20 protein-coding genes are annotated in these 24,636 nt (G+C 58.4%); 18 read left to right on the forward strand and 2 right to left on the reverse strand.

The window, feature by feature from the left end:
* The first annotated feature begins 32 nt into the window (after positions 1 to 32).
* From tagH to comJ, 17 genes are all read left to right on the forward strand, one after another.
* Positions 33 to 1,793 carry a type VI secretion system-associated FHA domain protein TagH gene (gene tagH, locus FHC52_RS06860; RefSeq protein ID WP_220419984.1) on the forward strand — a complete coding sequence of 587 codons (1,761 nt, stop codon included), beginning with the start codon at positions 33 to 35 and terminating at the stop codon, positions 1,791 to 1,793.
* Positions 1,790 to 2,587 carry a PP2C family serine/threonine-protein phosphatase gene (locus tag FHC52_RS06865; RefSeq protein ID WP_008502637.1) on the forward strand — a complete coding sequence of 266 codons (798 nt, stop codon included), beginning with the start codon at positions 1,790 to 1,792 and terminating at the stop codon, positions 2,585 to 2,587. Before tagH ends, FHC52_RS06865 begins: the two co-directional genes overlap by 4 nt.
* A gap of 16 nt (positions 2,588 to 2,603) precedes the next feature.
* Positions 2,604 to 3,602: a hypothetical protein gene (locus FHC52_RS06870; protein WP_021240378.1), complete on the forward strand. Its 999-nt coding sequence runs from the start codon at positions 2,604 to 2,606 to the stop codon at positions 3,600 to 3,602.
* 9 nt (positions 3,603 to 3,611) lie between these two features.
* Positions 3,612 to 4,424: a type VI secretion system accessory protein TagJ gene (locus tag FHC52_RS06875; RefSeq protein WP_095428350.1), complete on the forward strand. Its 813-nt coding sequence runs from the start codon at positions 3,612 to 3,614 to the stop codon at positions 4,422 to 4,424.
* On the forward strand, positions 4,417 to 4,980 hold the full coding sequence (gene tssE / locus FHC52_RS06880; protein ID WP_126288374.1) for a type VI secretion system baseplate subunit TssE: 564 nt from the start codon (positions 4,417 to 4,419) through the stop codon (positions 4,978 to 4,980). The genes FHC52_RS06875 and tssE overlap by 8 nt, the downstream gene beginning before the upstream one ends.
* Before the next feature lie 2 nt (positions 4,981 to 4,982).
* The gene (gene tssF / locus FHC52_RS06885) at positions 4,983 to 6,854 is read left to right on the forward strand and encodes a type VI secretion system baseplate subunit TssF (protein ID WP_220419985.1); all 1,872 of its coding nucleotides are present in this window, start codon (positions 4,983 to 4,985) and stop codon (positions 6,852 to 6,854) included.
* Positions 6,851 to 7,894, forward strand: a complete 1,044-nt coding sequence (gene tssG, locus FHC52_RS06890; protein WP_095428352.1) for a type VI secretion system baseplate subunit TssG — start codon at positions 6,851 to 6,853, stop codon at positions 7,892 to 7,894. Before tssF ends, tssG begins: the two co-directional genes overlap by 4 nt.
* A 38-nt stretch (positions 7,895 to 7,932) precedes the next feature.
* Positions 7,933 to 10,548: a type VI secretion system ATPase TssH gene (gene tssH, locus FHC52_RS06895; protein ID WP_126288378.1), complete on the forward strand. Its 2,616-nt coding sequence runs from the start codon at positions 7,933 to 7,935 to the stop codon at positions 10,546 to 10,548.
* A gap of 24 nt (positions 10,549 to 10,572) precedes the next feature.
* A complete protein-coding gene (locus FHC52_RS06900; protein WP_126288380.1) occupies positions 10,573 to 11,991 on the forward strand; it encodes a serine/threonine-protein kinase in 1,419 nt (472 codons plus the stop codon).
* A 231-nt stretch (positions 11,992 to 12,222) separates the two neighbouring features.
* Positions 12,223 to 12,633 carry a hypothetical protein gene (locus tag FHC52_RS06905; RefSeq protein ID WP_241659080.1) on the forward strand — a complete coding sequence of 137 codons (411 nt, stop codon included), beginning with the start codon at positions 12,223 to 12,225 and terminating at the stop codon, positions 12,631 to 12,633.
* Between the two features lie 65 nt (positions 12,634 to 12,698).
* Positions 12,699 to 14,621, forward strand: a complete 1,923-nt coding sequence (locus FHC52_RS06910) for a type VI secretion system Vgr family protein (protein ID WP_220419986.1) — start codon at positions 12,699 to 12,701, stop codon at positions 14,619 to 14,621.
* Positions 14,614 to 15,111 carry a hypothetical protein gene (locus FHC52_RS06915; RefSeq protein WP_241236513.1) on the forward strand — a complete coding sequence of 166 codons (498 nt, stop codon included), beginning with the start codon at positions 14,614 to 14,616 and terminating at the stop codon, positions 15,109 to 15,111. The genes FHC52_RS06910 and FHC52_RS06915 overlap by 8 nt, the downstream gene beginning before the upstream one ends.
* A gap of 75 nt (positions 15,112 to 15,186) precedes the next feature.
* Positions 15,187 to 15,741, forward strand: coding sequence for a hypothetical protein (locus FHC52_RS06920; RefSeq protein ID WP_224162624.1), 555 nt, complete (start codon positions 15,187 to 15,189; stop codon positions 15,739 to 15,741).
* A 3-nt stretch (positions 15,742 to 15,744) separates the two neighbouring features.
* Entirely contained in the window at positions 15,745 to 16,821 is a 1,077-nt protein-coding gene (locus FHC52_RS06925; RefSeq protein WP_032652287.1) for a hypothetical protein, read from the forward strand.
* A gap of 72 nt (positions 16,822 to 16,893) precedes the next feature.
* The gene (locus FHC52_RS06930) at positions 16,894 to 17,334 is read left to right on the forward strand and encodes a DcrB-related protein (protein WP_032652285.1); all 441 of its coding nucleotides are present in this window, start codon (positions 16,894 to 16,896) and stop codon (positions 17,332 to 17,334) included.
* Between the two features lie 3 nt (positions 17,335 to 17,337).
* Positions 17,338 to 21,681, forward strand: a complete 4,344-nt coding sequence (locus FHC52_RS06935) for an RHS repeat-associated core domain-containing protein (RefSeq protein ID WP_241236514.1) — start codon at positions 17,338 to 17,340, stop codon at positions 21,679 to 21,681.
* On the forward strand, positions 21,681 to 22,163 hold the full coding sequence (comJ, locus tag FHC52_RS06940) for a competence protein ComJ (RefSeq protein WP_032652283.1): 483 nt from the start codon (positions 21,681 to 21,683) through the stop codon (positions 22,161 to 22,163). The genes FHC52_RS06935 and comJ overlap by 1 nt, the downstream gene beginning before the upstream one ends.
* A gap of 75 nt (positions 22,164 to 22,238) precedes the next feature.
* Here comJ and ychF read toward each other — a convergent pair whose 3' ends face one another.
* Entirely contained in the window at positions 22,239 to 23,333 is a 1,095-nt protein-coding gene (gene ychF, locus FHC52_RS06945) for a redox-regulated ATPase YchF (RefSeq protein WP_003856650.1), read from the reverse strand.
* A 126-nt stretch (positions 23,334 to 23,459) separates the two neighbouring features.
* Positions 23,460 to 24,044 (reverse strand): aminoacyl-tRNA hydrolase, encoded by a 585-nt coding sequence (pth, locus tag FHC52_RS06950; protein ID WP_023336005.1) that lies wholly within the window; start codon positions 24,042 to 24,044, stop codon positions 23,460 to 23,462.
* A gap of 274 nt (positions 24,045 to 24,318) precedes the next feature.
* Between pth and ychH the strand changes: the two genes are divergently transcribed.
* A complete protein-coding gene (ychH, locus tag FHC52_RS06955; RefSeq protein ID WP_008499505.1) occupies positions 24,319 to 24,594 on the forward strand; it encodes a stress-induced protein YchH in 276 nt (91 codons plus the stop codon).
* The last annotated feature ends 42 nt before the right edge of the window (positions 24,595 to 24,636 follow it).

Consider the following 24,636-nt stretch of genomic DNA (forward strand, 5'->3'; position numbering starts at 1 on the left):
TTGAGCGCTAATCATACCAGCAGGAATACGCCATGCGATTCACGATTATTTCTACGAAACCCGGTCATCAGCCGCCGCAAAGCAGCTGTGATTTTTACGCCCCGGGCGGCACCATTGGGCGCGGTACGGATAACAATCTGGTATTGCCGGACAATGACCGCACCATCTCTCGTCTGCAGGCCATTGTTCACGTTGACGCTCAGGGCGAATGCCGCGTCACCAACCGCGGCAGCGTCACCCGCGTGGTTTTAAATGACATTCCGCTGGAGCGGGGACGTCAGGTTGAGCTGCAGGATGGCGACATTCTCGGTATTGATGACTACCGTATCGAAGTGACCGAGCTGATCCACGATACGCAGCCCGTGAGCCGCATGGCGGCCAGCCTGCACCAGCAGGCGCGTCCGGCCGTGGCTCCTGCGCCTGCGCAGCAGCCGAAACCGGCGAGTGCCGCACCCCGTGGAAAAGCCGAGCCGACCGCCGTGCCAACGGAGATCTGGGATAGCCTGATGCAGGAGTTTTCCATCTCCGACAGCATCTCCAGCAACCGTACAAAACCGCAGCCTGCGGCATCGCACGATCCGTTCTCCCAGCCTGCAGCCCCGGAGCGTAACGCCGAAGATCCGCTGGCGATGTTCAACGACAGCGATCCCACGCTCGAACGTAAGCATGTCGATTCGGACTCGCTGTTCAGCGACGAAGCGCTGTTTAAAAAAGAGAGCATTTTTGACGACGCTACGCCTTCCACGCTGGTGCCACCGGTTGAGACCCAGCCAGCCCCGAACGAAGAGGCGACGGATGAGCTCGATCCGCTAGCCCTGTTTGGCGGTAAGTCCAGCGCGCCAGCCGCACGTAATGACGACCCGCTCGGGCTGATGGGCGGCGCGCCGTTAACCCATCCGGATGACGTGATTAACGAGAAGCCAGCCCCCGTGCCGGAACCTGAGCAGGAAGAGGACGCGCTGGCCGATTCTCCGCTGTTCGCCCCTGAGCCGCAGGAAGAACCGCGTGCTGAAGAGGAACCCGCGCGACCGGATTACGCTGGCTTCACCATGCCGACGCCACAGGCCGTTGCGCGCAGCAGCGCTCAGGCACCGAAGGGCCGCCTGCGCATCGATCCGGTCAATAACGCCGCCGCCCCAACCGCCACGGCAAACAGCGGTGAGAAGGGCGAAGTGCTGCAGGGCGAGCTGCTGGAGGCGCTGCTGGAGGGGATGGGGCTCAGCGAAATGCAGCCCGTCCCGCAGTTTGACCGTGAAAATATGCGTCAGCTGGGGCAGATCCTCGGCATGTTCTCCCAGGGGACCGTGGCGCTGCTCTCCTCGCGCTCCATTCTCAAGCGCGGCGTAAAAGCCGACATGACCATGGTGCTGGACGATGCCAACAACCCGTTCAAGCTGTTGCCGACCGGCAAAACCGTGTTAATCCAGATGTTCGGCACCCCGATGCCGGGCTTTATGCCGCCGACCAAATCCGTGCGCGACGCGCTGATCGACCTGCAGGCGCACCAGCTGGGCATGATCTCCGGCATCCGCGCCATTATTGCCGCGATGCTGCAGTCCTTTAACCCGGAACAGCTGGAAGAGCAGGCGAAGCAGAACGGCATGACCTCGCGTCTGGCGCTGCCGGGCAGCCGCAAAGCCGCCCTGTGGGACTACTTTGTTCGCAGCTATGGCGAGACGGCGGGCGAGATTGAGGACGACTTCCACACCCTGTTCGGCGAGGCCTTCCTTCATGCGTATGACATGGAGGTGAATCAGTACAAAGACTCACAGAGCGGATCGGAAGACAAATGAATATCGCAACGGCTTCTCTCTCCCGCCAGGGGACGCGCGCCAGCAACCAGGATCAGACGGGAGAAACCATTGGGGAACGTTCAGCCTGCTTTGTCGTCTGCGACGGCATCGCGGGGCTGCCGGGCGGCGAAGTGGCCGCCGCGCTGGCCCGCAACAGCATTATCTCCCGCTTTGATGGCGACAAACATCTTAATGCGCAGCATATTCGCGACTACGTGCAGACGGCGAATCGCACTATTCTCAGCGAACAGCAGGCCGTTCAGGACTATCGCCGGATGGGCACGACGCTGGTTAGCCTGTTCATTGACCGTGATTACGGGCTGGCCTACTGGGCCCATGCCGGAGACAGCCGCCTGTACCTGTTCCGCCGGGGATGGCTGTGGCATGTGACCACCGACCACAGCCTGGTGCAGCAGATGAAAGATGCCGGGCACCAGACCGACAACCTGAACAGCAATCTGCTCTATCTGGCGCTGGGAATTGAAAACGGCGGGCCGGAAGCGAGCTACAGCGACGTGGTGCAGGTTGAAGACGGCGATGCCTTTTTACTCTGCACCGACGGGTTCTGGCACGGCGTCAGCGAAGAGCAAATGAAGCAGTCGCTGCATATGGTTAATACGCCGCAGGAGTGGCTGACCTTAATGAACCAAATCATTCAAAAGAATGGCGAACAGGAGGGGAATGCCCAGGATAACTATACTGCCCTGGCGGTATGGATGGGCAACCCTCAGGACACCACTTTGCTGCACACCCTCTCTGACGCAGCACAATTTCTTCCCTGCGGAACTGATTAGACACACAAGGAACGATATGAAACTTTGGCTATCGGGTTTGGCACTTCTGGCGGCGACCTCTACCGCGCAGGCTGAAAATTTCCGCATCGTGCAGTCTCCTGCGCAGAAGCTGGATATCTGGATCGACAACATCAAAGACAACACGCCGCAGAGCTGGTGTAAGCCTGAGGTGGCGCTGCGCATTGTGGCGAACGGCAAGAAAGACGTCTCCGTGCTGGAGAACTTTGTGCCGCGTCTTGGCGCGCTGCTGGAACACCAGTGCAGTAAAGTCAATAAACTCAGCTGGACGCTCAACGATCCGGCGGGTACCACGCTGGCACAGGGCACGGCAGGCAAAGCGCAGGACTGGGCGCTGGTGGTGAAACAGGAGCAGGCCGCGCCTGCTGCGACCGTCACCGCCACCCCAGCCAGCGGCGCGTTACTGCCGCCCGATCAGAACGTGGCTTCCCGCACCGTTGCCGCCGACCGTACGCCGTGGCAGGAGTTTACCCTGCAGGACGGCTGCCACCTGCGCACCTTCTGGGAAGGGGGCGCCTCTGCACCGGCGCTCTTCATTCCGGATTCTGACACCACCCGCTGCGGCAACGGCAGCTGGCTGAGCGGACACACCGTTGTGTCGCAGTCCCGCAACGGCGGGCAGAAAGAGATGGCGGTAACGTACATTCATGGCTTCCCGGTCACCGGGCTGAATCAGAGCGCCGACCCGGAAAACGCGCTGATCACCTCCGTCAACAAAGAGCGCATGGTATTCAGCACCCCAAACAGCGACCAGAGCTGGATGATCCTGCCTTACGACAGCGCCCTGAACAGCTGGAAGAGCAACGGCACCGTCGCGGTGGAGATCTCCCGTGAAACCGCCAGCGACGATGCAAAACTGCAGGCGCGTATCGCGGCGGTGAAAAAAACCTGGAGCGCCTGGGTGGCACCCGGCACCCCGCTGAATATCGTGCTGATTGACACCCTGCGTCCTCAGCTGCGCGATCCGGCAGTCGGCGCATGGCGCGCGGCAAATTAAGGAATGGCGATGAATACGCTCTATCAACACCTGGCGGGTGAGTCGCTCAACGACGCGCTCGCGCGTCTGGAAGCAGAAATCAAAGCCCGTCCGGCGGATGCCGACCTCCGCGCCGCGTTCGTGCAGTTTTTAACCCTTAGCGGCAACTGGACGCGTGCCCTGACCCAGCTGAAAAGCTGGCTGGCGCTGAAGCCGCAGGCGAAGCCCACCGTCACGCTGCTGGAGCAGTCCATTCAGGGCGAGCTGCAGCGCGCGCAGGTGATGGCGGGACAGGCGCGTCCGGCGATGCCTGAAACCCAGTGGCCGTGGCTAACCACCCTTGCGGCGGCGCTGAGCGAGGAGGGCGAGCGCGCGCAGGCGCTGCGTCTGGAAGCCCTTGAGCAGGCGCAGGCCACCCCCGGCCAGATTACCCTCGAAAACGAGGAGACGCAGGCCTTTGACTGGCTGATGGACGGCGATGCCCGTCTCGGCCCGGTGTGCGAAACCATCGTCAACGGGCGCTATTTCTGGCTGCCGTTTAACGCTATCGCGGAAATCCGTTTCCAGGCGCCTGCCAGCGTGACCGACCTGGTCTGGCGTCACGCGCTGGTGCGCCTGACGGACGGGACGGAGCAGGTGTGCCAGATCCCGGCGCGTTACCCGTTTGCCGCCGATGCTTCTGACGCGGTTAAACTCGGGCGGACCACCGACTGGCACCCGCTCGATACTGACGGCACGCTCTATGAAGGCCAGGGCCAGAAGGCCTGGCTGAGCGAGCAAAGCGAAAGCCCGCTGCTGTCCTTAGGCCTCGTGACGTTTGCGACGGATGGAGCCGATGAGTAATCCCGCTGGCGAAGGCGATCTGCTGCGCAGCGGCTGGCAAGCCCGCAGCAGGCAGGAGAAGGTGGGGGCGCGCGACAAAATGCAGCCCTCGCTGCTCGATCGCCTCACTGATAACGACCCGGAAAAAAAGCGTGAGTCGGCCAACAGCAATCTGATCACCCACGCCGCCCTGCGCCGCAATGTGCTGCGCGATTTGCAGTGGCTGTTTAATACCATCAACCACGATGCCTCCGGCGATTTAAGCGCGCTACCGCACGTGAGCCGCTCGGTGGTTAACTTCGGCGTCGCGCCCCTGGCCGGGAAAAGAATGTCGGACATCGAATGGCACGACATTCAGCGCAAGCTCACCGAGGCCATCATCAATTTTGAACCACGCATTTTGCCGCAGGGGCTGCAGGTCCGCTGCGTGTCGGATACCTCCTCGCTGGATCTGCACAACGTGCTCTCCATCGAGATCAAAGGGCGTTTATGGTGCGTGCCGTACTCGCTGGAGTTTCTGTTTCGCACCGATGTCGATCTGGAAAACGGCCATTTTGAACTGAAAGATGCGGGGTAATCATGGAAAGTAAACTGCTCGAATACTACAACCGTGAGCTGGCCTACCTGCGCGAAATGGGGGCCGAGTTTGCCGAACGCTACCCGAAAGTCGCCGGACGGCTGGGCATGCGCGGCATCGACGTGGCGGACCCGTATACCGAACGTCTGATGGAAGGGTTCGCCTTCCTGACCTCCCGCGTGCAGATGAAAATGGACGCGGAGTTTCCGCGCTTCTCCCAGCGTCTGCTGGAGATGATTGCGCCGAACTATCTTGCGCCCACGCCGTCGATGGCGATTGCGGAGATTCAGCCCGACAGCAGCCGGGGCGACCTGAGCAAGGGCTTCGTCGTGCCGCGCGGCACCATGATGGACAGCCTGACGCTGAAAAAAACCGGCGTGACCTGCAGCTATACCACGGCGCACGAGGTCAACCTGCTGCCGCTGAAAATCGACAAGGTCGAGCTGGGCGGAGTTCCCGCCGATTTGCCCCTCGCACAGCTGGGTCTGAGCCAGCGGGGGATCGGCAGCGCCCTGCGGATCCGCATCGCCTGCGACGGCCCGCAACATCTCGGGCACCTGGACTTCGACCGTCTGGAATTTTTCCTCGCCGGTCCGGATATCGAGGCGCTGAAGCTGCTGGAGCTGGTGATGGAGCACCACGCCGGGATCGTCTGTCAGACGGTCAGCCCGCAGCCGCAGCGGCAGCTGCTGGCGACGGACGCGCTGCGCCAGGAGGGATTTGAGCCTGACCAGGCGCTGCTTCCGGACGATCTGCGTAACTTTGACGGCTATCGCCTGCTGCAGGAGTATTTCGCGTTTCCGGCCCGTTTCCGCTTCATTAGCCTCAGCGGTCTGAGCACGCTCATCCAGCGCTGTGAAGGTGAAAAAGCCTTCGACATCTTCATCCTGCTGGATAAGTCGGATGAACAGCTGGAGCGCGTGGTCGATGCCAGCCACCTGGCGCTGCACTGCACCCCGGTCATCAACCTGTTCCCGAAAGTTGCGGCGCGGCAGAAGCTTAATGACGGTCAGCATGAATACCATCTGGTGGTCGATAACATCCGTCCGCTGGATTATGAAATCTACGCGGTAAAAAAAATCTATGGCAGCGCGGACGGCCAGCGTGATGACCAGACGTTTCGTCCGTTCTGGAGCACCTGGAGCGGCGATGCGGGCAACTACGGGGCCTATTTTTCCCTGCGACGCGAGCAGCGCGTGCTGTCCGAGCACGCCCTGCGCTACGGCACCCGTACCGGCTATATCGGCTCGGAGGTCTTCGTCTCGCTGGTGGATGAACAGCACGCGCCGTGGCAGGAAAACCTGCGCTATATCTCTGCCGAGGTGCTCTGCACCAGCCGTGACCTGCCGCTGATGCTGCAGCAGGAGCTCGGGGAGTTCATTATGGCTGACTCCATGCCGGTGAAATCCCTCACCCTGCGTAAAGGGCCGACGCCGCCGCGTCCGGCGCTGGCGGAAGGGTTCAGCACCTGGCGGCTTATCAGCCAGCTGCAGATGAACTACCTCAGCCTGATGGACAGTGACAATGAGGAGGGAGCTGCCGCGCTGCGCCAGCTGTTAGGGCTGTACGCCAACCTGGCCGAAACGCCCGTGGCGCGTCAGGTGGAGGGCGTTCGCCACTGCGTGCTGGAGCCGATTCACCGCCGCGTGCCTGAACCCGGCCCGGTGGTGTTCGCCCGCGGGATCGGCATTACCCTGACGGTGGATGAGCGAGCCTTTTCGGGGGCCAGTCCGTGGCTATTCGGCAGCGTGATGGAGCGCCTGTTTGCCCGTCTGGTCTCTATCAACAGCTTCACCGAGTTTACCCTGAAGAGTCAGCAGCGCGGCGAGATTGGCTACTGGGCGCCGCGCATGGGTAAAAGGGCGCTGATATGAGTGACGCCGCCACTGCACCGCTGCGCGTGCATCGCCTGACGAAGCTGCCGGACGCGTTCTGGCACGGCGTCCGCGAGACGCCCTGGCGCTACGATCTTTTTCAGCTGTTAAGGCGCATTGATGCCCAGGGCGGCGAGCGCTATCCGCTGGGCCGCGCGCCGCTGCCAAAATTTGAACCGCTGCGCATCGGCCAGCAGCCGTCGATGAGTTTTGCCCCGTCGACGCTGGCCAGGGTGCGTCAGCGGGAAGAGAGCGGGCTGCATGAGGTCTCTATCCTTAGCTTCGGCCTGTTTGGCCCGAACGGCCCGCTGCCGGTCCACATGACCGAGTACGCCCGCGAGCGTATTTATCATCATCAGGACACCAGCCTGAGCGCGTTTGCCGATCTGTTCCACCATCGTCTGGCGCTGCTGTTTTACCGCGCCTGGGCGGATGCGCAGCCCACCGTCTCGCTGGATCGCGCCGATAACAAGCGCTTTGAGGGCTATCTGGCGTCGCTGATTGGTATGGGCCAGCCGGGTCAAATGGAAAACGGCAGCCTGAGCTCACACGCGCGCTTTACCCACGCCGGGCACCTGACCCGTCACGGGCGGGATCCGGAGGGGCTGGAGAAGATCCTGCGCAGCTATTTTAAGGCGCCGGTCAAACTGGTCAGCAACGTGCCGCAGTGGATGCCGCTCTCCACGCGCGAGCAGGCGCAGCTTGGGGAAGGACGCCGCATGCCGCGCATGGGTGAGTCCGCCTTTCTTGGCGTCGCCGTCCGCGACGTGCAGCATAAGTTTCGCATCGAGATTGGCCCGCTGAGCGCGGAGGAGTACAACCGCTTTCTGCCGGGTGAAGCGTGGGTCACCGAGCTGCGCGACTGGGTGCGTCAGTACGCCGGCGTGGAGTTTGAATGGGAAACGCGGGTGATCCTGCGCGCAGACGCGGTGCAGGGCGCCACGCTCGGCAGTCATGGGCGATTAGGCTATAACACCTGGCTGGGCCTTCAGCCGCAGCCTGTCCCGCGCGGCGATCTGGTGTATCGCGCAGAGCGGTAATCCTTCCGTATACCGAATCATTGTTAATGGAAACTAACATGTCAGAAATTAGCCGTGCCGTGCTTTTCGGCAAACTGGATACGCTGTTATTTACCTCTCTGGAAAGCGCCACTGCGTTCTGCAAGCTGCGCGGCAACCCCTATGTTGAGCTGGTGCACTGGCTGCATCAGCTGATGCAGCAGCAGGATGGCGATCTGCAGCAGGTCATCCGCCACTTTGCCCTCGACGAGCAGCAGCTGACGCGCGATATCGTTGCCGCGCTGGATGTGCTTCCGCGCGGGGCGAGTTCCGTTTCCGATCTCTCCGAGCATATCGACAGCGCCGTGGAGCGCGCCTGGGTCTTCGGCTCGCTGAAGTTTGGCGTCAGCCGCATTCGCGGCGGCCATTTGCTGATCGGCATACTCAAAACCTGGAACCTGGCCAACGTGCTGAAAAGCGTTTCGGCGCAGTTCACCCGCCTTAACGTCGAGGTATTGATTGAGCAGTTCGATACCATCTGCGCCAACAGCAAAGAGACGCAGCAGGCCGCTGCCGCCGTCGACGCACCGGCGGGGGCGGTTCCGGCTGCACAGGGGACGCTGGCCCAGTACGGTCAGGACCTGACCGCCCGCGCCCGCGAAGGGAAGATTGACCCGGTCGTCGGGCGCGACGAGGAGATCCGCCAGATGGTCGATATCCTGATGCGCCGTCGTCAGAACAACCCGCTGCTGACCGGGGAGGCCGGAGTCGGGAAAACGGCGGTGGTGGAAGGGCTGGCGCTGCGTATCGCCGACGGCGACGTGCCGGAGCCGCTGCAGAACATTCAGCTGTGGCTGCTGGATATCGGTATGCTGCAGGCCGGTGCAGGCATGAAAGGCGAGTTTGAAGCCCGTCTGCAGGCGCTCATTAACGAAGTCCAGTCCAGCGCCACGCCGATCATTTTGTTTATCGATGAGATCCACACCCTGATTGGCGCAGGCGGCCAGCAGGGGACCGGCGATGCGGCGAACCTGCTGAAGCCAGCCCTGGCGCGCGGCCAGCTGCGCACCATCGGCGCCACCACCTGGGCAGAATACAAAAAGTACATTGAGAAAGATCCGGCGCTGACCCGTCGTTTCCAGACGGTGCAGGTTCACGAGCCGGACGAAGCGAAAGCCATTCTGATGCTGCGCAGCACCGTGTCGCCGCTGGAGACGCACCACCAGGTGTTGCTGCTCGACGAAGCGGTCAGCGCGGCGGTGAAGCTGTCCCACCGCTACATCCCGGCGCGTCAGCTGCCGGACAAAGCCGTTGCGCTGCTCGACACCGCCTGCGCCCGCGTCGCGGTGAGCCAGAGCGCGCCGCCTGCGCAGCTGGAAGACTGTCTCCGCCACCTTGCTGCGCTTGACGTGGAAATTGAGATCGCAGAACGCGAAGCGCGCGTGGGGGCCGGTGATGCCGAGCGCGTCACGGCATTACGCGACGAACGCGACGCGTATGAGACAAAACGCGAAGCCCTGGCCCGGCGCTGGGAAGAAGAGCGCAGCCTGGTGCAGGAGATTATCCGCCTGCGCGCCGCGCTGTTCGCGGCGGGCGAAGAAGATACCGCCGAGCTGCGCGGCCAGCTGGCGGAACAGCAGCAGGCGCTGAACGCCTTACAGGGAGACGAGCCGCTGCTGTTTGCCGCGGTGGATGAAAACGTGGTCGCCGCGGTCGTCTCTGACTGGACCGGGATCCCGCTGGGCCGGATGGTGAAAAACGAGATCGACGCGGTACTCAACCTTGCCGACACGCTGAACCAGCGCGTTATCGGCCAGCGTCACGGTCTGGACCTGATTGCCCGCCGCGTGAAAACCTCCCGGGCGAAGCTGGACGACCCGAACAAGCCGGTGGGCGTCTTTATGCTGTGCGGTCCGTCGGGCGTCGGTAAAACCGAAACCGCGCTGGCGCTCGCCGAATCTCTGTACGGCGGCGAGCAGAACGTCATTACCATCAACATGAGCGAGTTCCAGGAAGCGCACACCGTCTCCACCTTAAAAGGTGCGCCTCCGGGGTACGTAGGGTATGGTGAAGGCGGGGTATTAACCGAGGCCGTCCGCCGCCGTCCATACAGCGTCGTGCTGCTGGACGAAATTGAGAAAGCGCACCCGGACGTCCACGAGATCTTCTTCCAGGTCTTCGACAAAGGCTGGATGGAAGACGGCGAGGGGCGCCATATTGATTTCCGCAACACCATTATTATTCTGACCTCCAACGTTGGCACCGAGCTGATTAGCGCCATGTGCGCCGATCCGGACCTCATGCCGGAGCCTGAGGCCTTAAGCGGCGCGCTGCGCCAGCCGCTGCTGGAGGTGTTCCCACCGGCGCTGCTGGGCCGTCTGCTGGTGGTGCCGTACTACCCGCTCAGCGACGAGATGCTGGGGCAGATTGTTCGCCTGCAGCTTAAGCGTATTCAGCGTCGTCTGGAGGAGAATCACAGCATTATTTCTGAGTTTGACGACAGCGTGGTGGAACAGATTGTTCAGCGCTGCACCGAGGTGGAGTCCGGCGGCCGCATGGTGGACGCTATTCTGACCAACACCCTGCTGCCTCAGATGAGCCAGATCTTACTTACCGCCAGCCGCAGCGACGAACAGTACCGACGTCTGCACGTCACCTGCGAGCAGGGCGAGTTTCACTGTCAGTTTGCCGCGTAATAATCATCAAGAGAACTGTAAAAGATGACGGATAATGATAACAATCGGACTGTCCCAAACGCGCTCCCGGTCGGGTACCGCTTCAACGAGTTTGAAATCAAAGAGGTGATCGGCGGCGGCGGTTTTGGCATTGTCTATCGCGCGTGGGATCACCAGCTCGAACGCACTATCGCTATCAAAGAATTTATGCCTTCCTCGCTCGCCGTACGCGGCGACGACATGACCCTGGTGCTGCGCAGCGAGCGCTTTGGCAAAGCGTTCTCCGCGGGCCTGAACAGCTTTATCCAGGAAGCGCGTCTGCTGGCGCGCTTTAACCACCCGAACCTGCTGCACGTTCTGCGCTTCTGGGTGCAAAACGACACGGCCTACATGGGGACGCTGTTTTACAGCGGCACCACGCTTTCGCGCCTGCGCGAGGAAAAGCCGGAGCTGATCAACGAAGCCTGGATCCGTCGCACCCTGCCGATGCTGTTCGGTGCGATCAAGACCATCCACGACGAAGGCTACCTGCACCGCGACATCTCTCTGGATAACATCCAGATCCAGGATAACGGCCTGCCGGTGCTGCTTGATTTCGGCTCCGCGCGCCGCACCATCGGTAACCTTTCCGATGAAACGGAAACCATGCTGCGCCCGGGCTTTGCGCCGATCGAGCAGTACACCGACGACAACGAAAGCGAGCAGGGCCCGTGGACGGACATTTACGCCCTCGGCGCCGTGCTGCGTACCCTGATTGTGGGTTCTCCGCCGCCGGTCAGCGTGGTGCGCTCGATTCAGGATACCTGCAAACCGCTGGTGGAAATCATGCCGCAGGGCTATTCCATTCCGCTGCTGCAGGCCATTGACCGCGCGCTGGCGCTGCACATGGAGGACCGTCCACAGTCCATCGATGAGTTCGCCGCGCTGATAGAGATGCCGGTCGCCGGGATTAACGACGTGCTGACGGCGAAAAAGCCCGGCACCATGCTGGTACCGGTGGAGGAAGAACAGCCGGCGTCGCTGCTCGACTGGCGTCGCTACAGGATCCCGGGCATGGTTGCCGCAGGCGTGCTGGTCGGCGTTGTCGCTGGCGCGATGCTGTTTAGCGGCGGCAAAGATGCGCCAGAGCAGGCTGCGCAGGCACCGGCAGAGACGCGTCCAACCGAAACCGCCGCGAACGCCCCAGACGTGAAGCCAGAAACGGCGAAGGTGGGCGAACCGGCGACGGCACAGCAGACGCCACCGCCTGCCGCGAGCCCTGTTGCGTTGGTCTATATCCGCATCCTCGACGGCGAAACGCTGAAAGTGAACGGCGAGCCAAAAGCGCTGCGCCCGGGAACCAACGGCTATGCATCGCTCAAGCTGCCGGCCGGTGAGGCGAAGATTGAACTGCAGGGCAACGGAAGAACGCGTGGCCAGACGCTGGATATTACCAAGCCGGGCACCTGGCTGGTGAATCCGTAGGAATATAAACAGGGGAGACTATGGAAGTGTACGATCTTCGAAGTCTTAGGCTTCATTCAAAGGAGTACGAGAAGATTGTCTCTCCTGTTTGTGCGTTTTGAATTTATTCCAAACCCGGAGGGTTGAGTTGAAGCCAATATGTGCTCCCCCATTTTTTTAAATAACAATAACGGGCGTACACAAAACAACCTCGCTCATTTAAATAGCCATCTATGGTATTTCTGGGGAAGTATGGATCTTCTCGCAATATTGCTTTATTGCGTGAATTCAGTTCGCCAGCACAGAATTCCATTCATTTCTGACGCAAAAGCGTTTAGTGATTCGTTGAATTATTATGCAGGTGATGGTTTCAGCATTTTGGTCATGCTTTTTTTTGTGCTTGACTTACTTTTATTACTCTCTTTGTGTACTTCGGCCTGTTTATTCTTCAAGCGAAAGATCGGAGCGGTTAAACTTGCCCTCACTCAGGAATTATTTCGCTTGATTTCATTCAGATGTTCGGTCTCATTGTTCCCTCTTTTAGTAAGTATGTTTGATTTTTCAAACATCTGGTTGAATGTAGGTTTATTTGTCACATCAGAGTCACTGAAAATCTACTCTCTTGTTTTTTGGATGATCAAGAGGGAAAAGCCCCTTTCTTGAATGACGCTTTATCACAGATGCAGAACCTCTTATCTGCATCGCATAAGCTAGATGGAATAAAGATTATGCTCAACCGAATTACCGTTCAGCTCCCGGTGGAGGGGCTTCTGTTCTGGAAACTGACGGGCCGCGAGGCGATGTCCGAGTCGTTCGCGCTGACGCTGACCGTGCTCGGCACGGACGCGCGCATTGACCGCAGTAAGCTGCTGGGCCAGCCGGTCACGGTGACCATCCCGACGCAGAGCCTGCTGACGCCCCGCTATATAAACGGCAAGATTACCCGGGTGGCGGTCAGCGCCGTTGAGCTGACGGGCACCCGCTATGCGGTGTACCAGCTGACGGTGGAGCCGGACCTGTGGCCGATGAAGCGCGACCGTAACCTGCGTATTTTCCAGGGCCAGACGGTGCCGCAGATTGTGAAAACCCTGCTGGGTGAGCATCAGGTCAACGTTGAGGACAAACTCACCGGCAGCTACCGGGTGTGGGACTACTGCGTGCAGTATCAGGAGTCGAGCCTGGACTTCATCAGCCGTCTGATGGAGCTGGAGGGGATTGCGTATCACTTCCGCCATGAGGCGGACAAGCACACCCTGGTGCTCACCGACGCCGCCACGCAGTACCAGCCGTTCAGCGGCTATGAGGTTATTCCTTACCACCAGACGCCGTCCGGCGGCAGTACGGATGAAGAGGGCATCAGCCAGTGGGCGCTGGAGGACAGCGTGACGCCGGGGATTTACAGCCTCGACGACTATGACTTCCGCAAGCCGAACGCGTGGCTGTTCCAGGCCCAGCAGAACCCGGCGTCGCCGACGCCGGGCAGCATTGACGTGTACGACTGGCCGGGTCGCTTTGTCGACAAAGGGCACGGGGAGTTCTATGCCCGCATTCGTCAGGAGCGCTGGCAGGTTGAGCATCAGCAGATTCAGGCCACCGCCACGGCGGCGGGGATTGCGCCGGGGCACACCTTCACGTTAACCAACGCGCCATTCTTCAGCGACAACGGCGAGTATCTGGTCACTGCCGCGGGTTACCACCTCGAAGAGAACCGCTACGCCAGCGGCGAGGGGGAAACCATACACCGGACCGATTTCACGGTCATCCCGTCGGCGGTGGTGTACCGTCCGGCGCAGACCACGGCGTGGCCGCGCACCTACGGCCCGCAGACGGCGAAAGTGGTGGGGCCGAAGGGCGAGAGTATCTGGACGGACAAATACGGCCGGGTGAAGGTGAAGTTCCACTGGGACCGTCTGGCGAAGGGCGATGACACCAGCTCCTGCTGGGTGCGCGTGTCGAGCGCGTGGGCGGGCCAGGGCTACGGCGGGGTGCAAATCCCGCGCGTGGGCGATGAGGTGGTGGTGGACTTTATCAACGGCGATCCGGACCGTCCGATCATTACCGGGCGCGTGTACAACGACGCGAGCATGCCGCCGTGGGCGCTGCCGGCTGCGGCGACGCAGATGGGCTTTATGAGCCGCACAAAAGACGGTTCCGTGGACAATGCCAACGCCCTGCGGTTTGAGGATAAAGCGGGTGCAGAGCAGGTGTGGATCCAGGCCGAGCGTAACATGGACACCAGCGTTAAAAATGATGAAACGCACATCGTCGGCGGAGCGCGCAGCCATTACGTGAAGAAAAATGAACTGCATCGCGTGGAAGCGAATCAGACCCAGGCCGTGAAAGGTGGCACCGAGATCCTGACGGGGAAAGGTAAGCTGGATGCGGCGGTGGAGCAGTATGTTATCGCTTCCGGGACGAAGTTGCGGTTGGTCTCTGGTGAGAGCGCCATTGAACTCAACGCGAACGGCAAGATTAACCTGATCGGCAAAGAGTTTAACTTTTTTGTCGAGGGGGATGGGTATATCACTACGGGCGGTAAGCTGCATCTGAACACGTCGGGAACCAAGCCGGGCACGACGGCGCCGGGATCGGGGCATAAAGGGGATATTGATGCGGCGGTGCAGGCGAAATTTACGCCAAAAGATGAGTAAGGCCGGTGCGGTACTTATCGCATTATTAACGACGGGAATGGCTGAAGGAGACGCTCAGAAAAAGGATCTTTGGATGTTCATTTCCGGGATGAGCGCATCGCTTAAGACGTTATCCGTTACAACCCTTAGTAATGCGCCGTTATCGTTTAAGATGACCAGGCAAAATGAATATATCAATTTCTACAATGCCGACGATATCAAACTCGCTGATGGGACGAACATAACCGCAATTGAGTTACGTTTAAGCAAAGATAACGACGGCATGGCGCCTTTACTGAATTTTTCACCCTCCTCAGGTCAATGCATAACGCTTGATACCGTTAAAAAGCGCTATCCGCAGTTGAGGTTGACTGATTATCCGCGCGGCCGTTCGGAGAACGAAGTGACCAGCTATACAGCCCGAAAAGATATGAATGGACAAAAGGTGAGCTTCAGTTTCACCGTGAAAAATCCTCACTGTCTGGGTTCAGTCGTCATTAGAGCAGACTAAGAAATACTGCACTCATGTCCTGGCGGTTTCTTCTGGATGATAATAGCAATACACATTCAATAAATGACGATTAACGTGAAAAAACACACGCCGACATTTCTTTTTTCTGCCCTGATGTTTACCTGTCTCGGCAGCAATGTGGTTTTGGCTCAGGTGATGCCTCCCGTTCTGACAAAACGGGATTTTTCTGTGCAGATCAAAGACCAGCCTGTCGCATTGGGCGACCGATGGTCTCCTGATAGTGCCGGTAAAATTGATGTGCCGTGGGAAGGAAACTTTGTCGGTGAGGTTCCTTTTGACGGAACGAACTATAAATTCTACCAGCATCAAAGGGCTGGGTTAGAAATATTCAGTTCCAATCTCTGGTGGGATAAAGCTGAACGAAGCGTTGATGATTATATCGTGTCGCAGATTACGCTGACTGCCGAAGACTTCGCAACGCCGCGGGGTGTCCATGTGGGTTCAACAACCAGAGAGCTGAACAACGCATACGGCAATGGCCTTGTTGAAAATGATTCAGGGACCCAGTGGGTTTCCTATGCGTTGGGTAAAAAAGTACTCTCTTTTGAGATGAAGGGCGGCAACGTTGTGAAAATAACAATGAATTACGATAATGGTTCTTCAGAGTAAATTATGTCCAATAAACTTTTAGCATCCGCATTGTGCGCGGCTTTATTGGCTGGCGTCGTTGAAACCTCTACGGCACTTGAATTATCGCAGTACAATAAGCTCGATACGGTAAGTCGCATCGTTAATGATAGCGAAGTGACGGACATTCTCAGGAAAACGCTGGGAAATCATTACCAGGCCTTTATTGATAACTTTGATGTCTTTGGCGAACCGCATACCACTCCAGGTGGAGGATTGTTTGTTGAGGGCTGGCTAAAGGATCTCTACCAGGAAAATGCCTCAGCGCTGGTTATCAATCCTGACGGCAAAATCTTCGCGGCCTGGGTGGTTCCAGAATCAAACGTTATCCATTACCAGTCCTCTGATAATAGTCAGCCGATTAATGCCGATATTCAGCAATGGGCCGCCAGGTTCAATACGATGCAGTTTGCAGCGAACAGCCAATCGAGACCTGCGTTTGACGGGGTTTGGGCAGGCGGGGTTGGCAACGACTCGACGTTAACCCTGCAGTTAGCTGAATCAGGCAACCGTATCACCGGGTCTTATTGCTATATCTCCCGGAGAGGAAACCGCATCGACTGCCCGGAAGATGATGAGCATAATCTTAGCGGTACGATCGCGGGAAACCGTGCGAACGTAGAGTTCAACTCATCGTTTGGCGGCGCAGGCGGACGGGCTGTTCTGGAAATAAAGGGGAGTGAGATGGAATGGCGTTTAGTTACTCCTCCTCAAAAAGGAAATGATTATGCTCCGCAGCGTTATACGTTACGTAAAGCCGCTTCGGTTCAAAACGCTGAAACCAGAAAACTGGACACCGAAAGGTTCGCTATTTCTCTTATAAATAAGTGCGGTCATTTTGATAGCGAATGTGATCAGATGGTCTATCTCGGCGTGCGCAAAAGCGATAACAGTACGATCTCCTTAAAGGGGAAAACGTTACACGACCCCGCAGGTAAAATAATCGGCTCAACCTACAAGAATGGCGAGATCGCTTATACCGTGACGTATGCACCCGTGAAATTGCTTGTCAGTAAAGGCAGCCATGTTTTAGTCGAACAATCAGGTCAATGGCGTAAATAAAACAGCCAGCCAAAAGGCCAGCATGGATTGGCCTTCTTGTTTCTCTCAATATTAATCATCTCGAGTTCACTTATGAAATACACCCTCCAGGAAGGTTCATTTTCCCTTTTTCCTGCTGCCTGGCAGGACAACAGCATGAACATCATTCGCGATGACGAAAGCGGGCTGTCCGTAGTGGTCAGCCGCGGTGTGATTCCCGATGGCAGCGACTACGAACAAGAATTTCACCGCCAGTGGGATGTGTTGCGTCCTCAGATGGGTGAGATCGCCCAGAGCGAATTCCGGAACGTAAACGCCGGGCCTGACGGAAAAATTAGCGGACTGGAAGTCGAGACCACCTTTGACCGTAACGGACAGCGCCTGTGGCAAAAACAGCTGGCCGTGCAGACGCCGGGCAAACCGATATTGATGATTTTTACCCTCTCGGCATTAAGAGCCTTTACCGAAGAGGACGAGGTGCGCTGGAGCGCGCTTAAGCAGAGTCTGACGCTAAACGACAACCGGAATGTGTAAGGCATGAGCGATAACAACGCGGCCCGTAAGGGCGACGAGATTATTCACTCCAGCATTTTTGCTGATATCACCAGCATTGTGGCGGAAGGTGCCGCCTATGCGGTGATCGGTGCGGCAGTGGGGCTGGCGGCTACGGCCGCCGCGCCACTCCTCGGTGCCGGAGCCGCCGCAGCGGGCGTGGCGGCGATTGGGTCCAGCTGTCTGTTAAGCGGCATCGTTGGTGGCGTGCTGGCGAACGTGGCGGGTATTACCGACGATATCAGCAACGCCGCGGAAGGGTTAGGCAATGCGCTTTTCCCGCCGTCACCTGCGGGTAAAATCACCACCGGTTCGAACAACGTACTGACCAACGCAATCCCTGCCGCCCGCGCGGCGGGCACGCTCACGCCCGCCGATACCCCGTCCCCTGAGCCGCAGTCGCCGGGCAGCTTTGCCGATTATGCGGGCATGCTGCTTTCCGCCGCCGGACAGTTTGGCAGCGAAATGTGGCAGCCGAGCGTGGCCTCAGCCGCCGCGGGAACCTCGCCGCTGGAAGAGGACAAGGTGGCGTGTGAAAAGCACTCCGGGCCGCAGTATCTGGCGGAAGGCTCCAAAAGCGTCTTTATCAACGGGCAGCCCGCGGTGCGTGCGAAAGATCGCACCACCTGCGAAGGCACCGTTTCCGACGACGTCTCCCCGAACGTGATCATCGGCGGGGACACGCTTACGGTCCGCGATATCAAAAGCGGTAAAACGCCGGGTCTGGCGCTGGGGATGATTGCGCTCTCCCTGCTGCGCGGGCGTCCGGGCAAGATCCTGAAAAACATGCCCTGCGCGCTAGCGGCGGCCGGTGGCGGGATGCTGGCGGATATGGCGGTCAACGCCGTGTTTGGCTCCTCGCATCCGGTCCATGCCGCCACCGGCGTGAAGGTGCTGAACGACGACGACGAGCTCGACTTCTCGCTGCCGGGGCGCTTCCCGCTTCGCTGGCAGCGCAGCTACAACAGCCTGACCACCCGCGAAGGGCTGTTCGGCCTGGGCTGGGCAACGACCTTTGACAGCTATCTCTCGCTGGAAGATAACAATGCGACCTGGTTCGATGAAACCGGGCGCGAGCTGAGCTTTGAACTGCCGCCTGTCGACCGCGCGTTTTACAGCATCAGCGAAGGCATCATTATCCGCCGCAATGAGAGCGGCGACGTGGCGATTGCCGACGATGACGGCGCGGTGTGGCGTCTGTATAAACCCACCCGGGCGAACCCCTCAATCCTGCGTCTGGCCTCCCTCAGCGACGAGTACGGCAATGCGCTGCTGACGGCGTGGGACGAACACGGCAGGCTGGTTGGTATCCATGATGAGCCGCGGGCCATCGACGTCTCCCTGCGCTATGAAGATGAACGATTCCCGCAGCGCGTTACCGCTGCCAGCCATTTCGACGGCAACCAAACCTGGCCGCTGATGCAGTGGGGCTACGATGCGCGCGGCCAGCTGGCGAGCGCGACGGATGCCTCCGGCGTGGTGACGCGTGAATACCGTTACAACGACCACGGCCTGATGGTCTGGCACCGGATGCCGGGCGGGCTGGAGAGCGAATACCGCTGGCAAAAATTCGACCACTGGCGCGTGGTGGAAAACCGCACCAGCACCGGCGACGGCTGCCGCTTTAGCTATGATTTAGCCGCCGGGCTGACGACCGTCGAGCACTACGATGGTCAGACGCGCCGCCACTACTGGAACGTGCAGAATCTGATTGTCCGCTACGTAGACGAGCGCGGTGAAAACTGGCGCTACGAGTGGGATGATAACGAGCTTCTCACGCGTCGCATCGATCCGCTCGGCAACGCCGTCACCTTCGTCTACGACGAGATGGGCAACCGGGTGCAGGAGACCGATGCCGACGGCAATACCCGCACCACCACCTGGCTGGAGCACCGCGCGCTTCCCGCGGCCATTATCGAAGCCGACGGCAGCGCCACCCGGTTCTGGTACGACGAACATCACGGGCTGAAGCGCGTGGTGGACCCGATGGGGCAGACGACGCAGCTGCGCCGGGACGAGTTTGGCCAGGTCGTGGAAGAGGTCGATGCCGCTGGCAACAGCCGCTACCAGGAGTACAACGAGGCCGGGCAGATTGTCCGTTCGACGGACTGTTCCGGGCGTATTACCCGCTATCGCTATCATCCGCTGGGCTGGCTGGTGGCTGAGACTGGCGCCGACGGTGAAGAGACGCGCTACCGCTACGACGCCGCAGGGCGTCCGGTGCAGCTCGATCGCCCGGAAGGCTGGACGGAATCGCTCAAATGGAACGAACGTGGCCTGCCGGTGAAGCATGCGGGTGCTGACGGGAAAGAAAGTGAGTTCAGATACGACGAGGCGGGGCGTTTAACCGCCACCCGTAATACGCAGGGTGAAGAAGTGCGACGCCGCTGGGACAGCCGCGGGCGTCTGATTGCCCTGGAAAACGAGAACGGCGAAGCGTATCAGTTCCGCTGGGGGCCAGACTCGCTGCTGCTGGAAGAGGTGGGGCTCGATGGCGTGGCCTCGCAGTATCGCTATGATGCCTCCGGGCGCACGATTGCGCGCACCTTTGCCGCCGGCCATCCGGAGGCCATCACCCACGCCTTCGCCTGGAGCGCGAGCGGCCAGCTGGTCGCCCGCACCACGCCGGAAGGGCAGACCCGCTACCATTACACGCCGTCCGGGCTATTAAGCCGGATTGGGCTGCATCCTGCGCTTTCAGCCGACGCGTGGACCACCGAGGCAGAGCAGGAGCTTGCCTTTGAGTATGACGCACTCGGTCGCGTCATGCGCGAAGCGGGCGAGCACGGCGAGCTGGCGTGGGAGTATGACGCGCTGGGCAACCGCACCTCCGTCACGCTGCCCGATGGTCGCGAGCTGAAGCAGTTCTACTACGGCAGCGGGCATCTGCTCAGCATTGCTCTTGATAAGCTCTCGGTTTCCGACTTTACCCGCGACGAGCTTCACCGCGAGACCAGCCGCACCCAGGGTCTGCTGACCACCCGCAGCGAATACGACCGCCTTGGCCGACTGCACCGCCGGGACGTCTTTACCGGCAATGCCCAGCGCCCGTCGCCGCGCCGCTGGTCCCGCCGCTGGGATTATGACTACCGCAATAACCTGGTGCGCGAAGAGCGGGACGATAACCCGTTCAGCTGGTACCGCTGGCAGTACGACAGCGCCGGGCGCCTGCTCGTTCAGGACGGCACGCTGCCTGGCCAGGAGCAGTGGCGCTGGGATGCAGCCGGTAACCCGCTCGAAGGATCTGCTGAGAAGGTCACGCACAACCGCCTGACGCAGCTGAACGGCATTCGCTGGCGTTATGACATCCACGGCCGCACCGTGGAGAAGGATAACGGCCAGACCCGCTGGCACTACCACTACGACGGCGAACATCGCCTGACGGAAGTCATCAGCCAGCCGCGGGACCGCAACAAACCGCAGACGCAGGTCAGCTTCCGCTACGATCCGCTCGGTCGCCGCATCAGCAAAACGCGCCGCCAGATGCTGGGCGGACAGCCAACCGGCAAGCCGGTCACCACCCGGTTTGTCTGGGAAGGGTTCCGCCTGCTGCAGGAGGTGCACGGGGATGTGCCGCTGACCTACGTTTACAGCGATCAGGACAGTTACGACCCGCTGGCGCGTATTGACGGCGTTGATGCCCGGGAGATTTTCTGGTTCCACTGCCAGCCCAACGGCACGCCGGAGCGGATGACGGATATCGAAGGGCAGGTGCGCTGGGAAGGGGTGAACAGCGCCTGGGGCAAGCTGCTGCGGGAAAGCGAAACGCAGGTATCAGGATATTCTCAGAACCTGCGTATGCAGGGGCAATACCTGGACCGTGAGACAGGGCTGCACTACAATCTGTTCCGTTATTATGACCCGGACTGCGGGCGGTTTACGCAGCAAGACCCGATAGGGCTGGCGGGGGGGATTAACTTATATAAATATACTGTTAACCCTCTTACCTGGATAGATCCTCTGGGTTTAGCTGGTTGCACTTTAACAAAATCGAAGTCAAAAAATTACGAATACGTTTTGAAACTGAAACGCTCTGAATATCCTGCAACGTTTGGTCACATATCAGACGCGATCGATTTAGGACATGCAAAGGTTGTAACAATTCAACGAGGCACTGCGAAAGCTAACAGGAAAACGAGTCTAAAAAATATCAAAACAAAGCCTGGTTATGATCGTGATGAATGGCCTATGGCGATGTTTAAAGAAGGCGGTGATGGCGCTAGCGTAAGATATATAGATCCTAGTGACAACCGTGGTGCAGGTTCAAGTATTGGTAATGTTTTATCAGAACTGCCAGATGGAACAAGAATAAAAGTCGAGGTAATATAATGAGTGATAAGAGCATGCAAACAGTAGATCTACTTATTTCGCATAGTCAAATATTGTTACGATCCCGAGATTATGACGAAAAGCTGAGTCAGTGGGGAAAAGGCAATGTTTCTCAAGGTGCTGTTCTACACAAGGATTATGTTATATTCGATCCATTACCAGAGGACGCGTTTGGAGCAAACGTCAATATCAAAAAAGAGAATGCTTTCAAAATGGATGAAAATGCTCAGCGCTGTATTGTTGTGCCATTTTTCATTACGGATAAAGATAAGCTGCAAATCGCTTCTGCAACTGAGAAATTTGATTTAAATATAGATGTGAACGATAAAGTTTATTCACTCTTTTATGAGATCTGTGAAGGAGATGAAATTTACTATAATTTCACTCTTGTACCGGCAAAAGAAGCTATTGATGCTAAGTTTTTGCTAGATGACCCTTGGGGAGGAATAAAAGACCATCCTCTCAAAGAAGGTATTTTTTAAATTTAATACTATCTGGGAAATTTATTTCGGAAAAAAATCCACGCCAAAGCGTGGATTTTTTTCATTCAAGACGAATCAAACGTTAAACAGGAAGTTCATCACATCGCCATCTTTAACGATGTAATCTTTCCCTTCCGCACGCATCTTGCCTGCTTCTTTCGCGCCTTGCTCACCCTTGTAGGTGATGAAGTCTTCAAACGCGATAGTCTGCGCACGAATAAAGCCTTTCTCGAAGTCGGTATGGATCTTACCGGCCGCCTGAGGCGCAGTCGCACCCACAGGAATCGTCCACGCACGCACTTCCTTCACGCCAGCGGTGAAGTAGGTCTGCAGGTTCAGCAGCTCATAGCCCGCGCGGATCACGCGGTTCAGACCCGGCTCTTCCAGACCCAGCTCGGCCATAAACTCTTCACGGTCGGCGTCGTCCAGCTCGGCGATGTCGGATTCAACGGCAGCGCACACGGCAACAACCACAGAACCTTCCGCCGCGGCAATTTCACGCACTTTGTCCAGGTACGGGTTGTTCTCGAAACCGTCTTCGTTAACGTTGGCGATGTACATGGTTGGCTTCAGGGTCAGGAAGCTCAGGTATTTGATCGCCGCCTTGTCTTCGTCAGTCAGGTTTTTCAGCGCGCGCAGCATGCCGGCGTTTTCCAGCTGTGGCAGACATTTTTCCAGCGCAGCCAGTTCCGCTTTCGCGTCCTTGTCACCGCCTTTGGCTTTCTTCTGCACGCGGTGAATTGCACGTTCGCAGGTGTCGAGGTCAGAGAGCGCCAGCTCGGTGTTGATGACGTCGATGTCGTCAGCCGGATCCACTTTGTTGTTGACGTGGATGATGTTGTCGTTCTCGAAGCAGCGCACAACGTGGCCGATCGCTTCGGTTTCACGAATGTTGGTCAGGAACTGGTTACCCAGACCTTCACCTTTGGATGCGCCTTTTACCAGGCCCGCGATGTCCACGAATTCCATGGTGGTTGGCAGAATGCGCTGCGGCTTCACGATTTCCGCGAGCTGGTCCAGACGCGGATCAGGCATTGGCACAACGCCGGTGTTCGGTTCGATGGTACAGAACGGGAAGTTCGCCGCTTCGATACCCGCTTTGGTAAGCGCGTTAAACAGGGTGGATTTGCCCACGTTTGGCAGACCGACGATACCGCATTTGAATCCCATTTCTAAATCACCTTAATATCTTGATAATCAATCCGTTAAGGATAACCGATTGATGAAAAGTAAATAACTACGCCTATTATACACGTAACCCGCATGACGCGCGGTAAAAAAGCCGTATTGGGCGGATTATTGCGCTTTGAAAGCGTGTAAGCGGTTTGTCGCTTTGGTTAAGCCGTCTTTCAGCCAGATTTCCGTGCAGCGCGCCGCTTCGTCTACCGCCTCGTCAATCAGTTTCTGTTCGGAAACCGGTGGCTTACCGAGCACGAAACCGACAACTTTGTTTTTATCGCCCGGATGGCCGATTCCCACGCGCAAACGGTGGAAATTCGGGTTATTGCCCAGCTTGCTGATGATGTCTTTAAGACCGTTGTGACCACCGTGCCCGCCGCCCAGCTTGAATTTTGCCACGCCAGGGGGAAGATCCAGCTCATCGTGGGCGACCAGAATTTCATCCGGATTAATGCGATAAAACGTTGCCATCGCCGCCACGGCTTTACCACTCAGATTCATAAACGTGGTGGGGACCAGCAGGCGAACATCCGCGCCAGCAAGGTTGATACGTGAGGTATACCCGAAGAATTTAGGTTCTTCACGCAGGGGAGCACGTAACCGCTCGGCCAGCAGATCGACGTACCATGCCCCGGCATTGTGGCGGGTAGCCGCATATTCTGCGCCCGGGTTGGCGAGGCCGACAATCAGTTTAATCGTCACGATTCAATTCCTAATGGGTTCCAGATCTGGCGCGTAGTTTACTGTCTGGCGCGCCGCTTGACAAAATTCTGCGATCGTCTCAGCGAAATACGAATAATTACTTACCTGAACAATTAGAATTTCAAGCTGTTCAACGTGTTATTTGTAAGCTTTTGTCTGGGCGTTATCTGTAATTGTGATCATTCACGCAACTCATAAAAGGAGCGTTGTCTATACTTTACACACAAGGATTAGGGGCTTTTCCCCTGACAACCCAAAGTTCCGGAGGTGACACATGAAACGCAAAAACGCTTCGCTACTCGGTAACGTGCTGATGGGTTTGGGGCTGTTTGTGATGGTCGTCGGCGTAGGTTATTCCATATTAAACCAGCTGCCGCAGCTTGATCTTCCGCAATACTTCGCGCATGGCGCGGTACTGAGCATCTTCCTCGGTGCGGTATTGTGGCTCGCCGGCGCGCGCGTGAGCGGACATGAGGAAGTCTGCGATAAATACTGGTGGGTGCGCCACTACGACAAACGCTGCCGTCGAGATCAGCATAAGCACAGCTAGTGCCATGACGAAAGAATACCGAAACGACTCCCTGGGAGTCGT

Source organism: Enterobacter sp. EC_64, from assembly GCF_019584165.1.
GTDB classification, from domain to species: Bacteria; Pseudomonadota; Gammaproteobacteria; order Enterobacterales; family Enterobacteriaceae; genus Enterobacter; species Enterobacter roggenkampii.

What these genes read in the sequence shown, in the direction of transcription:
- FHC52_RS06925 (WP_032652287.1), top strand. Translation starts at nt 15,745, where the DNA reads ATGTCCAATAAACTTTTAGCATCCGCATTGTGCGCGGCTTTATTGGCT.
- FHC52_RS06935 (WP_241236514.1), top strand. Translation starts at nt 17,338, where the DNA reads ATGAGCGATAACAACGCGGCCCGTAAGGGCGACGAGATTATTCACTCC.
- tssH (WP_126288378.1), top strand. Translation starts at nt 7,933, where the DNA reads ATGTCAGAAATTAGCCGTGCCGTGCTTTTCGGCAAACTGGATACGCTG.
- ychH (WP_008499505.1), top strand. Translation starts at nt 24,319, where the DNA reads ATGAAACGCAAAAACGCTTCGCTACTCGGTAACGTGCTGATGGGTTTG.
- FHC52_RS06905 (WP_241659080.1), top strand. Translation starts at nt 12,223, where the DNA reads ATGGATCTTCTCGCAATATTGCTTTATTGCGTGAATTCAGTTCGCCAG.
- comJ (WP_032652283.1), top strand. Translation starts at nt 21,681, where the DNA reads ATGAGTGATAAGAGCATGCAAACAGTAGATCTACTTATTTCGCATAGT.
- tssE (WP_126288374.1), top strand. Translation starts at nt 4,417, where the DNA reads ATGAGTAATCCCGCTGGCGAAGGCGATCTGCTGCGCAGCGGCTGGCAA.
- ychF (WP_003856650.1), bottom strand. Translation starts at nt 23,333, where the DNA reads ATGGGATTCAAATGCGGTATCGTCGGTCTGCCAAACGTGGGCAAATCC.
- FHC52_RS06910 (WP_220419986.1), top strand. Translation starts at nt 12,699, where the DNA reads ATGCTCAACCGAATTACCGTTCAGCTCCCGGTGGAGGGGCTTCTGTTC.
- FHC52_RS06900 (WP_126288380.1), top strand. Translation starts at nt 10,573, where the DNA reads ATGACGGATAATGATAACAATCGGACTGTCCCAAACGCGCTCCCGGTC.
- tagH (WP_220419984.1), top strand. Translation starts at nt 33, where the DNA reads ATGCGATTCACGATTATTTCTACGAAACCCGGTCATCAGCCGCCGCAA.
- FHC52_RS06930 (WP_032652285.1), top strand. Translation starts at nt 16,894, where the DNA reads ATGAAATACACCCTCCAGGAAGGTTCATTTTCCCTTTTTCCTGCTGCC.
- FHC52_RS06865 (WP_008502637.1), top strand. Translation starts at nt 1,790, where the DNA reads ATGAATATCGCAACGGCTTCTCTCTCCCGCCAGGGGACGCGCGCCAGC.
- tssG (WP_095428352.1), top strand. Translation starts at nt 6,851, where the DNA reads ATGAGTGACGCCGCCACTGCACCGCTGCGCGTGCATCGCCTGACGAAG.
- tssF (WP_220419985.1), top strand. Translation starts at nt 4,983, where the DNA reads ATGGAAAGTAAACTGCTCGAATACTACAACCGTGAGCTGGCCTACCTG.
- FHC52_RS06915 (WP_241236513.1), top strand. Translation starts at nt 14,614, where the DNA reads ATGAGTAAGGCCGGTGCGGTACTTATCGCATTATTAACGACGGGAATG.
- FHC52_RS06875 (WP_095428350.1), top strand. Translation starts at nt 3,612, where the DNA reads ATGAATACGCTCTATCAACACCTGGCGGGTGAGTCGCTCAACGACGCG.
- FHC52_RS06870 (WP_021240378.1), top strand. Translation starts at nt 2,604, where the DNA reads ATGAAACTTTGGCTATCGGGTTTGGCACTTCTGGCGGCGACCTCTACC.